Below are 11,683 nucleotides of genomic sequence, written 5' to 3' on the forward strand. Positions count from 1 at the left end.
AGGGGGCAAAGGCTGCGAAGGCCGAAGCAGCTTCTGCCGAACCGGCGGATGAAGCCGCCGCCGACCTCGCGCGGCTGCGCGAATTGATGGCGGAGCTCGCCGCCGCGCAGGGCGAGACGCCGCTGATCCTGCCGTCGGTCGACCGCAATGCGGTCGCGGCCGTCGTGCAGGACTGGACCGGCATCCCGACCGGACGCATGCTGTCCAGCCAGACCGAAAAAGCCCTCAGGCTTGCGGCCACTTTGTCCGAGCGCGTGGTCGGCCAGGACCATGCGATGGAGATGATCGCCAAGCGCGTGCAGACCAGCCGCGCCGGCCTCGGCGCGCCGGAAAAGCCCGTGGGCGTGTTCCTGCTTTGCGGCCCCTCGGGCGTCGGCAAGACCGAAACCGCGCTGGCGCTGGCCGAGACGCTCTATGGCGGCGAGCAGAACCTGATCTCGATCAACATGTCCGAGTTCCAGGAAGCGCATACGGTCTCGACGTTGAAGGGCGCGCCGCCCGGCTATGTCGGCTACGGCAAGGGCGGCATCCTGACCGAGGCGGTGCGCCGCAAACCCTATTCGGTGATCCTGCTCGACGAGGTCGAGAAGGCCCATCCCGACGTGCACGAGATTTTCTTCCAGGTCTTCGACAAGGGCATGATGGACGACAGCGAGGGCCGGCGCATCGATTTCAAGAACACGCTGATCCTGCTCACCTCCAATGTCGGCTCCGACGTCATCATGGACCGCACGAAGAACGGCACGGTGCGGACCGGGATCGACGATCTCGACACCGCGTTGCGCACGCCACTGCTGAAAGTATTTCCGGCGGCATTCCTGGGTCGGGTGGTGACCATTCCCTACTATCCGCTGTCGGATTCGATGATCGAGGCGATCACCCGGCATCAGTTCGCCAAGATCGCGCGGCGCCTCAGGGCGACCAACGACGCCGAGCTGGTGATCGGCGACGGCGTCATGGACCTGGTCAAGGCACGCTGCACCGAGATCGAATCCGGCGGCCGCATGATCGACGCCATCCTCACCAACACGCTGCTGCCGGAGCTCAGCCGCGGCGTGCTCAACCGCTCGCTCGAGGGCGCGAAGATGACGAAGGTCACCGTCGGCGCATCGGCGGAAGGGTTCACCTACTCCTTCGAGTAGCGGGCTTGGGGCGCAAAAAAATTCGGCGCCATGTCACATTGGGCGGAGCCTCGCTCGTCTTGAGGTCGGAACCAACGAAAGGAACCGACCATGACTGCCAGACTTGACCCCCTTGCCGCCGCGCCATCGCTGATGAAGGAATGGCATCGCGCCTCGCTTGCCATCGCGTCCAGCCTCGATCCGGCTCTCGCCGAGCTCATCGAGATACGTTCCTCCCAGATCAACGGCTGCGCCAACTGCATCAACTTGCACACCACCTACGCCCGCGAACGCGGAGAGACCGAGCAGCGCGTCTACCTGCTGGCGGCCTGGCGCGAGGCGCCGTGCTATACCGACCGCGAGCGCGCAGCGCTCGGCTGGACCGAGGCGCTGACGCGCATCAGCGAAGGCCATACGCATGTGGCTGCCTACGAGGCGCTAAAGGACCATTTCACCGAGGAGGAACGGGTGAAACTCACGTTGATGATCAACATAATCAACGGCTGGAACCGCATCGCGGTCGGCTTCGGCGGCTTCGTCGACCCGGCGGCCCTGAAAGCCGCCAATGCGAAGGCCTCCAACAAGGCGGCCGCCGCTTGACGGCGGGGCCGGCATCAAAGGGCGCGGCGGCGGTGTTCGAGCCGCTGCGCCCGAAGCTCATGCGGGTCGCCTACCGCATGCTGGGCTCGGTGGCCGACGCCGAGGACATGGTGCAGGAGGCTTTCGTCCGCTGGATGGGGGCCGACCGCGCCGAGGTGCGTGAGCCCGAGGCGTTCCTGCGCCGCACGGTCACCCGCCTCTGCCTCGACCAGCTCAAATCCGCGCGCCACCAGCGCGAAACCTATGTCGGCTCCTGGCTTCCCGATCCCGTTGTCGAAGACGACGAACCGGATGACGTCACCTTGCCACTGATGCTGGCGCTGGAGCGCCTGTCGCCGCTCGAGCGGGCGGCCTTCCTGCTGCACGACGTGTTCGGGCTGCAATTCGAGGAGGTTGCGGCTGAGATCGAGCGTGACCCCGCCGCCTGCCGCCAGCTCGCCGCCCGCGCCCGCAGCCATGTCCAGGAGGGGCGGCCGCGTTTCAAGGTCGAGAAGGAGCGTGGCCTTGAACTGGCCGAGGCTTTCTTCAACGCCTCGCGCAGCGGCGACATGAAGGCGCTCGGCGCAATGTTGAGCGCCGATGTCAGCGCCCATGCCGACGGCGGCGGCAAGCGTCCGGCGGCGATAGAGCCGGTGTTTGGTTTCGACGCGGTCATGAAGCAGTACGAGACTGTTGTCGCCTGGCTTCAGGACAATCGCTCGCAGCTTGTCCGCTTTGGCTTCATCAACGGGTTGCCCGGCTTCGTCACCCTTGAGGCCGACGGCGAGCTGCAGACGACGGCGCTCGACATCGAGGACGGCAAGATCGCCGCGATCTATGTGATGCGCAATCCCGACAAGTTGAGGCATCTGCATTAGCAACCACAACTAGCGGAGAGCTGCCCGCCTGCCGGCGGAACCTTTGTTCCGCTGGCGATTTTGGCTATATGTTTGAGTATCAGAGGCCAAAAGGGTTGCTGCCGATGAAGACGAAAAGCCTTGCGATCTCCGCTCTCGTTTTGGCCACGGCCATTGGCGTTTCCGCCCCGGCATTCGCCGGCCACCGGCATCATGACCGGCTGGTCGAGCAAGAGCGCTACGTTCCGGCCGAGGGCGATCTCATCGACATCCTGTTCGGCGGACCGCGCTATTATGACGTCATGTTGGTCACCACGGCGGCGGGCGCCTGTTCCTACCACCGGACGGGGCCCGACGCGAACGCGCTGAACAAGATCAACGACCATCACTGCGGAAAATAGGCCACCCACACCAGTCTTTCGTTTCGCGTGGCCACCCGGTCGATCGGTCGCGACCGCTTCTGCTTTGCCGCTCCCTTTTGGTTCACCGACCGGTAGGCGAGTCAGTTGCCGTCAGCGGTTGCTTCCGTGCGGGTCTCAAACCATCGCACACATTCGGCCCAAACATTGTATACAATAATAAAGAAAGATGTTGACAATCTGCCGCAGCCGGTTTCCCTTAAGCCATCCGCGCAGCCAATGAGCAAAACACAAGCGCGATAACCAGAAGGGGAATTGCAGATGATCAACCGACGCTCGACTCTGAAATCGATGGTGCTAGGCGCCGTCTCGACCTTGGCCATTGCCGCTGTCGGCATCCCGTCCGCGCAGGCTGAAAACAAGGAACTGAAGATCGGCTTCGTTGGCGTCACCAGCGGCCCAGCCGCCGCCTGGGGCACGTCGAACGTGCGCTCGATGCAGACGCGCGCCGCCTGGCTCAACGAAAAAGGCGGCGTCAAGATCGGCGACGACACTTACAAAATCAACATCGTCACCTTCGACGACCAGAAGGATCCCAAGCGCGCCATCGCCGGCATGGAGAAGATGGCGCAGGAAGGCATCCACTATGTCGTCGGGCCGAATGTCGATGACGGCGCCGCCGCGGTGCGCCCCGTCGCCGAGGCCAACGGCATCATTTATTTCCCCTATGCCTTCCCGAAAGCCCTTTACCAGAAGCCGGCCTCGAACGCCGTGCTCGGCATGATCGCCAACTACCAGTCGGGCCCGGCGATCTACAAATATCTCAAGGAAAACAAGGGCGTGAAGACGATCGCCTTTGTCGCCGCGAACGAATCCGACCCGCTCAGCCAGCGTGACAGCGGCGTCGAGGCGGCCAAGGCGCTCGGGCTCGACGTCGTCGCCCAGAACGACACTTACCAGAACGACACCCGCGACTTCACGCCGGTGCTGACGCCGATCGTCGCGCTGAAGCCTGACCTGCTGGTGCTGTCCGGCGTGGCGCCCGCCAACGCGCCGCTGCTGATCCGCGCCGCCCGCGAGCTCGGCTTCGAAGGCCTGATCTCGACCGAGACGGCGCAGGACGCCAAGGTTCTGGAAGAGGGCGCCGGCGAATACGCCAATGGCTTCATCTCCGTCGGCGGCGCCTCGACGCCGGAGATCGCCTCGGATGAGATGAAGGAGTTCGTCGCCCGCTACACCAAGATGTTCGGCGAGTACAACGACGAGTCCAACACCAAGGTCTACGCGCTGGAATACATCCTCGACACGCTGAAGGCCAATCCGGCGGCTATCAACGACGTCGCGGAATTCAAGAAGACCATGGACACCTTTTCGGCGCCCAACCCCTTCCTGAAGGGCGACGCCAAGCTGAGCTATGTCGGCTCGACCTCGTTCGGCCAGAAGCGCCAGCTCGCCGTGCCGATGGTGGTCAACGAATATAAGGACGGTGCTTTCCAGACCCTGTTCGTCGGTTCCGTCGACTAGGGTCAGGTTCCTAAGGTTACTTCCTCCCGAATGCCGGGGGTCCGGGCGATGCTCGGACCCCGCGGAAGATCGAAGGTATCCATGGAACAGGTTATCGCCAACGGATTGTATCTCGGTGCCCAGTATGCGCTGATCGCGCTGGGCCTCACCCTGATCTTCGCCCTGATGAACGTGCTCAATTTCGCCCACGGGCAGATGTACGTTTTGGGCGGGTTCATCACCTACACCATCTACGGCCAGCTCGGCCTGCCTTTCGTCGTGGCGCTGCTGGCGTCCGGTGTGACGCTCGCCGTGATCGGCGCGCTGATGGAGAAATTCCTCTTCCGCACCGTCATCAGGCGCAGCCTGCGCGAGGAAAGCACGATGCTGCTCGCCGCGGCGACAGCCTTCTTTTTCGACGCGGTCATCCTAATGTTGTTCGGTGAGAAGCAGCGCGGCGTTCCCAAGATCGTCAAAGGCGTTTTCAACGAGGGCGGCATCATCATGCCTTACGACCGTCTGGTCGTCGGCGCCCTCGCTTTGATCTTCATCGCGGCCTTCGTCCTCTACATGCAGTACAGCCGGGTCGGGCGAGCCATGCGGGCGTTGGCCCAGGATCGCGTCGCCGCGCAATTGATGGGCGTCAAGGTCGATCGCTATTCGATGATCGGCTTTGCCATGGGCGCCATGCTGGCCGGCATCGTCGGCGGCCTGCTGGTCACAATTACCGGCGTCAATTCCGGCATCGGCGGGCCGATCTCGATCAAGGCCTTCCTGATGGTGATGATCGGGGGCGCCGGCGTCGTGGGCGGCGCCATCGCCGGTGGCTTCATTCTCGGCATGATGGAGTCGATCGGCCTTACCGTGTTGCGTCAGTATGGCGACGTCACCTACCTCGCCATCTTTGCTGCGCTGATGGTGTTCCTGTCGATCCGCCCCAACGGGTTGATGGGCAAGCCGTGGGGTTGATCGTGCCATGACGCATCCTGCCATGATGCTCAGCGTGAAGATCGCCTCGGTCGCTGTCTTCCTGGCGATCGTCTTTTTCGCCGTGCCGGTTCTGATCGCGGCGAGCGGCCGCACCGACCTCTATTACACGCTTACCTCCGTGGCGCTGCTCAGCATCGCCAGCGCCGGCGTGTGGCTCACCTTCTATATCGGCCGGATCAATATCGGCCAGGGCGCCTACGCGCTGATGGGCGGCTATGTGTCGGCCATCCTCGTAATGAACCACGGCTGGTCGTTCTGGCCGACGCTGCCGGTCGCGGGCCTGTTCTGCGCGGCAGCAAGCGTGCTCATCGGCCTGCCGATCCTGCGCCTGCGCGGGGTCTACTTCGCCATGGTGACGCTGACGCTGACCGAGGTCGCGCGGCTCCTGGCGTTGGCACTGCCGATCACCAACGGCGCCAAGGGCATCGTCAGCATCCCGCTGCCCGGCGCGCTCTCGGTCTTCGGCCTCACCATCATTCCCGATTTCGCCACGTTGCAGAATCCCCGCCTGGCCTTCTACCTGCTGGCGGTCACGCTCATGGTGGTCTGCTTCGCGGTGATGTACCGGCTGGTTCATTCGCGTATCGGCAAGCTCTGCCAATCGCTGCAGCAAAACGAGGAGCTGGCCTCGTCCATCGGCGTCAACATCGCCTATCTGCGCGTCATCGCCTATGCGGTGTCGTCCTTTTTTGGCGGTGTTGCCGGCGCCATCTTCGCCGCCATCTCGCAATCGATCTATCCGTCGAGTTTCACCGTCACCGATTCCGTCAACTTCATGCTGAATTGTTTCCTCGGCGGTCTTGGCTACGTGTTCGGGCCGATGCTCGGCACGCTGGTGCTCTATTTCGGCTGGGACCTGCTCTTCCAGACCGGCGAGTTCCAGCTCCTGATCTACTCGGGCCTGATGATCGTGCTGATGCTTGTCTTACCCAATGGACTGCTCAGCCTCGCCCTCCCGAGCCGGAAGAGTTGAGCCATGGCTGACATGCTCGAAGTCTCAGGCCTGACGAAACGCTTCGGCGGTCTTGTCGCCGTCAACAACGTTTCCTTCTCTGTGCGCGAGAAGGAAATCCTCTCGGTCATCGGCCCCAACGGTGCCGGCAAATCGACGCTGTTCAAGCTGATCTCGTCGTTCCTCAGGCCGACATCCGGCGAAGTGCGCCTGAAGGGGGAGCGTATCTCGAACCTCGCGCCGCACATCGCCGCCCGCAAGGGCGTCGTGCGAACCTTTCAGGAAACGACGATCTTCAAGAATATGAGCGTGCGCGACAACGTCATTATCGCTCACCATTTGCGTTCAAGGGCGAACCTGTTCGGCTTCTTCCTCGGCACGGGCACGGCCAAGGCCGACGAGGCGGCCTTCGGCCAATCTGCCGACGAGATCCTGGCGCTGCTCGGCCTGGCCTCGCTTGCCGGCGAGACCGCCCACAACCTGCCGCACGGCCATTTGCGGGCGCTTGGCATCGCCATCGGCCTCGCCACGAACCCGTCGATCCTGCTGCTGGACGAGCCTTTCGCCGGCATGAACCACGACGAGACGATGCGCATGGTGGCGATGGTGCGGCGCCTGCGCGATCTCGGCCTCACCATCCTGCTCGTCGAGCATGACATGCCGGCGGTGATGAAGATCTCGGACCGCATAGTGGTCCTCAATTTCGGGCAGAAGATCGCCGAGGGAACGCCACCGGAAATCCAGGCCAACGAGAAGGTCATCGAAGCCTATCTCGGCAGCGAAGACGAGGCGATCGGCCTATGAACCAGATCCTGAACTTCGCCGGCGTCGAGCTCTATTACGATCACGTCTATGCGCTGAAAGGCGTCTCCCTCGAGGTCAACCAGGGCGAGACTGTTGCGCTGATCGGCGCCAACGGCGCCGGCAAGTCGTCGATCCTTCGCGCCATCACCGGTCTGAACAGGATCAGGTCCGGCGAAATCCATTACAACGGCAAGCGCATCGACGGCGCGGCGCCGGACGAGATCGTCAAGATGGGCATCGCCATGGTGCCGGAAGGGCGGCGCGTCTTCCCCTTTATGACAGTCAGGGACAACCTCCTGATGGGCGCCTTCACGCGCTCGAGCAAATCCGAGATCGCGGCGACGATGGAGATGGTGCTGGGTCGCTTCCCCCGGCTGAAGGAGCGTTTCTCGCAGGCCGCCGGCACGATGAGCGGCGGCGAGCAGCAGATGCTGGTCATCGGCCGCGCGCTGATGGCGAAGCCGAAGCTCCTGCTGCTCGACGAGCCGTCGCTCGGCGTCGCGCCCAAGCTCGTCCAGGACATCGCCCGCTCGATCGTCGCCATCAACCGCGACGAGAAAGTCAGCGTCCTCCTGGTCGAGCAGAATTCCCGCATGGCGCTCCGCATTTCGCAGCGCGCCTACGCGCTGACCACCGGCAGCGTCGCGCTGAGCGGCAACTCCGCCGAATTGCTGAGCGACGACCGGGTCAAGCGTCTTTATCTCGGCGGTGAGATCTGAGGCTGATTTTAATGCGCATACTCGTCATCAACCCCAACACGACGGCGTCGATGACCGCCAAGATCGGTCAGGCCGCGGCGAGCGTCGCCTCGGCGGGCACCGAGATCGTCGCCGTCAATCCGGCAGACGGTCCGCCGAGCATCGAGGGCTATTTCGACGAGGTCTTCGCCATTCCGGGCATCATCGCCGAGATGGGCAAGGCGCCGGCGGCGGACGCCTATGTGATCGCCTGCTTCGACGACACCGGGCTCGATGCCGCGCGTTGCGTGACGGAAGCTCCGGTCATCGGCATCGGCGAGGCGGCCTTCCACCTCGCCAGCCTCGTCGCCGGCAAGTTCAGCGTCGTCACCACGCTTGCCCGCTCGGTTCCCGCCATCGAGCACAATCTGGCGAAATACGGCCTCGCCTCGCGCTGCGCCAAGGTGCGCTCGTCGGAGGTCGCCGTGCTCGACCTCGAACAGCCCGGCTCGAATGCAAGGCACAAGATCTCGGACGAAATCGCGCGCGCCATCCGCGAGGATCACGCCGAGGCGATCGTCCTTGGCTGCGCCGGCATGGCCGACCTTGCGCACAGCCTGTCGGAGGAGCACGGCGTCCCCGTGCTCGACGGCGTGGTCTGCGCGGTCACGCTGGCCGATAGCCTGTTCAAGGTCGGCTTGAGGACATCGAAGGTAGGCGGCTATGCCGCCCCGCGCGGCAAGCGGTTCGCTGGCATATTTGCGTCTGCATCGCCGATGGGCGCTGGTTCGCCGGGCTAGCGTTGGCCCTAGGAGATCGGATGCCTCGGGATTGACCGGGGCGCGAGCGCCATTAGATTGGACCGGCCGCTGGCGATTTGGGGGCAGATCAGGCCGGATAGGGCCTGCGCATTGAAAACATGTTGACGGTACTCAGGGAAGACGATCGCGACGACAGGCCGGCAGCGCGCTGGTCGCCGATCTATTATGGCCTCAGAGACGCCATCGTCAGCCATCGACTCGCCCCGGGCACCAAGCTGCCGGAGGACGAGCTGGCCTCGATCTATTCGGTGAGCCGCACTGTCGTCCGCGCTGCCCTGCAAGCGCTTGCCCATGACCGGCTGGCGCGGCTGGAGCCCAATCGCGGCGCCTTCGTCGCCCAACCGTCGAAGATCGAGGCGCGGGAAGTGTTCGAGGCACGCGCCCTGATCGAGCCCAAGGTCGCGGCGCTCGCCGCCAAGGCGGCGGTGCCGTCCGATATCGCGCAGTTACGGGCGCATCTGGAGAAGGAGCACGAGGCGCTGCACGCCGGTCGCGACAGCGACGCCATCATGCTGTCCGCGCGCTTCCATGTCGGCATCGCCGAGATCGCGGCGCATTCGGTTTTCACCAATTTCGTGCGCGATCTCGTCTCGCATTCCTCGCTGATCATCGCGCTCTATTGGAAGCGCCGCGACGCGACCTGCGAGAAGCATGCCCACCATGCGCTGGTCGACGCGATCGAAGCCGGCAACAGCGCCGACGCCGCGGCCCTTATGAACAGCCATCTGGTCGATCTGCTGTCCGGGCTCGACCTCACCGACAAGGTGGAGAAGTCGGACAGCCTGGCGGATCTGCTGCGCGCCTAGCGCACCATGGAACGAGAGGCGATTCGGCTGGATTGCCGAACCGCCTCGGAAGCCGGTTAAAGCATGTCTCCCGAAAGTGGGAACCGGTTTCGGGACAAAGACATGCGTAAAATCAAAAACCTAAAGCGCATGGAGCGAATCTGAAAGATCGCGACGCGCTTTAGGCCGCTGCCGCTTGCGAATAATCCATCAGTTCCAGGTCGGCGATGAGACCGGGTCCGGTCGGCTGCCAGCCGAGATGCGCACGCGTCCATTCGCTCGAGGCCGGCAAGTCCATGGCCGCGAATATTGAAAGCCATCCGAAATGATCCGCTGCCTCTTCCTGTGGGAACGATACCACCGGTACGTTGAGCCCGGCGCCGATCACTTCCGCGATCTCGCGCATGGAAATGCCTTCCTCGGCGACGGCGTTGTAGCGCACGCCGGCTTCCTGCTTGTCCAGCGCCAGACGGTAGAGCCTCGCGACATCGAGCACATGCGCCGCGGACCACCGGTTGCGACCCTCGCCAAGATAGGCCGATACGCCCTTGGCGCGCGTCTGCTCGATCAGCGGTGTGATCAGGCCCTGCTTCACCGTGTCATGCACCTGCGGCAGCCGAACCACCGAGACTTTCACGCCCTTCTCGGCCATCGCCGCGCCGGTAAGCTCCGACAGGATGCGCGGGTTGGCATGGTCGGTGTTGAACACGTCTTCCCTCGCCGGCTGTCCGTGCTCGGCGGAGCCCATGCCGACGCCCGACGTGATGATGAGCAGCCGGTCCGAGCCGGCGAGCGCGTCGCCAAGCGCTTCGATGACGCGCTTGTCCTTCTCGCAATTCGCCACGAAATTCGAGAAATTGTGATCGAAGGCGGTGTGGATCACCGCATCCGATTTCGCCGCGCCGTCGCGCAGGCTGTCGAGGTCTTCGATGTCGCCGCGGTGAGGCTTGGCGCCGGCCGCTGCAAGCGACCGCGCACCGGCCTCGGAGCGGGTCAGGCCAAGCACTTGGTGCCCGGCGGCAAGGAGCTCGGGCACGATTCTGGAACCGATGAAACCGGTCGCGCCGGTAAGGAATACACGCATGGGAGGTCTCCTGTGGTTGTTCGGAGGCCTTTCTTGCGCTATAGCTCATTCTGTTAAAGTAGTGACTTTATCATGGTATAATGACCAACAGGATCGCAATGCCCGTCGAGACGACCAACAAGCTTGGCACCTTTCTTCGCGATCGTCGCATGCGCCTCGATCCCGCCGCCTTCGGCTTCGCCACGGGGCGGCGGCGCACGCAAGGGCTGCGCCGCGAAGAGGTGGCGCAGCGCGCCAATATCAGCCCAACCTGGTATACCTGGCTGGAGCAGGGCAGGGGCGGCGCGCCGTCCGCCGATGTGCTGAACCGCATCGCGACCGGGTTGATGCTGACCGAGCCCGAACGCGAGCACCTATTCATGCTGGGCCTCGGGCGGCCCCCGGAGGTCCGGTACAGAAACGTCGATAGCGTGACGCCGCGCCTGCAGCGCGTCCTCGACGCGTTCGACCGCAGTCCGGCGATCATCAAGACCGCGACATGGGATGTGGTCGCCTGGAACCGCGCCGCGGCGGCGATGCTGACCGACTATTCCAAGCTGCCGCGCGAGCAACGCAACATCCTGCGCCTGATGTTTGGCAACCCGCGCGTGCGCGAGGCGCAGGACGACTGGGAGAGCGTCGCCCGCTTCGTGGTCGGCTCGTTCAGGGCCGATGCCGTCCGCGCCGGCGCCGGCGCCGAGGTTACCGAACTCGTCGAGGAGCTTTCCCGGGCGAGTCCGGAGTTCGCGGCGCTGTGGCGGGACAATGACGTCGTCGCCGCGCATGGCGAAGGCGTGAAGCGCCTGCGGCATCCCGAGATCGGGCTGATCGAGCTGGAATTCTCGGTCTTCGCGGTCGACGGCCGTCCGGAGCTCGGCATGATCGTCTACAATCCGGTTACGCGCGCGGACGCCGAACGCATCCAGTCGTTGATCGAATCCCGCTCCGCAAAATGATGGGCCGCCATGTCCGGCGGCCCGCGACAAAGAGCCGGTGACGGCCGCCTCTGGCGGCCAGCCTGCCGCCGAACGCAAGCCCCAGGCTGGCAAGATCGCTGCCATGGGTTGGCAATGCGCAACTGCGCGGCGTCGGCCAATGGCTTCGAAGGACGGCGAGACGGTCTTGCCGGAACTCAATCCGGTCGTCGTCTGCGACAAGACGCCGGCGGCGCA

General features: G+C 64.2%; 13 protein-coding genes. 12 read left to right on the top strand and 1 reads right to left on the bottom strand.

Translation table 11 applies throughout. The annotated features are described in order from the left end of the window. The 11 genes from EOA38_RS15095 to EOA38_RS15145 form a co-directional block, all read left to right on the top strand. A partial coding sequence (locus tag EOA38_RS15095; protein WP_127299563.1) for an AAA family ATPase occupies positions 1 to 1,142 on the top strand: 1,142 nt, incomplete at its 5' end. A gap of 90 nt (positions 1,143 to 1,232) precedes the next feature. Further along, positions 1,233 to 1,721: a carboxymuconolactone decarboxylase family protein gene (locus EOA38_RS40360; protein WP_127299564.1), complete on the top strand. Its 489-nt coding sequence runs from the start codon at positions 1,233 to 1,235 to the stop codon at positions 1,719 to 1,721. Continuing rightward, on the top strand, positions 1,718 to 2,578 hold the full coding sequence (locus EOA38_RS15105; protein ID WP_281060101.1) for a sigma-70 family RNA polymerase sigma factor: 861 nt from the start codon (positions 1,718 to 1,720) through the stop codon (positions 2,576 to 2,578). The genes EOA38_RS40360 and EOA38_RS15105 overlap by 4 nt, the downstream gene beginning before the upstream one ends. 104 nt (positions 2,579 to 2,682) lie before the next feature. After that, entirely contained in the window at positions 2,683 to 2,958 is a 276-nt protein-coding gene (locus tag EOA38_RS15110; RefSeq protein ID WP_127299565.1) for a hypothetical protein, read from the top strand. Between the two features lie 279 nt (positions 2,959 to 3,237). Next, positions 3,238 to 4,440: an ABC transporter substrate-binding protein gene (locus tag EOA38_RS15115; RefSeq protein ID WP_127221333.1), complete on the top strand. Its 1,203-nt coding sequence runs from the start codon at positions 3,238 to 3,240 to the stop codon at positions 4,438 to 4,440. Positions 4,441 to 4,521: 81 nt separating this feature from the next. Further along, positions 4,522 to 5,388 (top strand): branched-chain amino acid ABC transporter permease, encoded by an 867-nt coding sequence (locus EOA38_RS15120; protein WP_127299566.1) that lies wholly within the window; start codon positions 4,522 to 4,524, stop codon positions 5,386 to 5,388. A gap of 22 nt (positions 5,389 to 5,410) precedes the next feature. After that, entirely contained in the window at positions 5,411 to 6,382 is a 972-nt protein-coding gene (locus EOA38_RS15125; protein WP_189350744.1) for a branched-chain amino acid ABC transporter permease, read from the top strand. Between the two features lie 3 nt (positions 6,383 to 6,385). After that, positions 6,386 to 7,165 (top strand): ABC transporter ATP-binding protein, encoded by a 780-nt coding sequence (locus EOA38_RS15130; RefSeq protein WP_126095495.1) that lies wholly within the window; start codon positions 6,386 to 6,388, stop codon positions 7,163 to 7,165. Continuing rightward, positions 7,162 to 7,884: an ABC transporter ATP-binding protein gene (locus tag EOA38_RS15135; protein WP_127299567.1), complete on the top strand. Its 723-nt coding sequence runs from the start codon at positions 7,162 to 7,164 to the stop codon at positions 7,882 to 7,884. The genes EOA38_RS15130 and EOA38_RS15135 overlap by 4 nt, the downstream gene beginning before the upstream one ends. Before the next feature lie 11 nt (positions 7,885 to 7,895). Continuing rightward, complete coding sequence (locus EOA38_RS15140; RefSeq protein ID WP_127299568.1) at positions 7,896 to 8,642, top strand: aspartate/glutamate racemase family protein; 747 nt, start codon at positions 7,896 to 7,898, stop codon at positions 8,640 to 8,642. Between the two features lie 119 nt (positions 8,643 to 8,761). Beyond that, a complete protein-coding gene (locus EOA38_RS15145; protein WP_126095492.1) occupies positions 8,762 to 9,469 on the top strand; it encodes a GntR family transcriptional regulator in 708 nt (235 codons plus the stop codon). A 160-nt stretch (positions 9,470 to 9,629) separates the two neighbouring features. Here EOA38_RS15145 and EOA38_RS15150 read toward each other — a convergent pair whose 3' ends face one another. Next, on the bottom strand, positions 9,630 to 10,532 hold the full coding sequence (locus EOA38_RS15150; RefSeq protein WP_127299569.1) for an SDR family oxidoreductase: 903 nt from the start codon (positions 10,530 to 10,532) through the stop codon (positions 9,630 to 9,632). Between the two features lie 98 nt (positions 10,533 to 10,630). Here EOA38_RS15150 and EOA38_RS15155 point away from each other — a divergent pair, with 98 nt between their 5' ends. Next, positions 10,631 to 11,467 (top strand): helix-turn-helix transcriptional regulator, encoded by an 837-nt coding sequence (locus tag EOA38_RS15155; RefSeq protein ID WP_127299571.1) that lies wholly within the window; start codon positions 10,631 to 10,633, stop codon positions 11,465 to 11,467. Positions 11,468 to 11,683 lie beyond the last annotated feature (216 nt).

It is taken from the genome of Mesorhizobium sp. M1E.F.Ca.ET.041.01.1.1, from assembly GCF_003997355.1.
GTDB lineage: Bacteria > Pseudomonadota > Alphaproteobacteria > Rhizobiales > Rhizobiaceae > Mesorhizobium.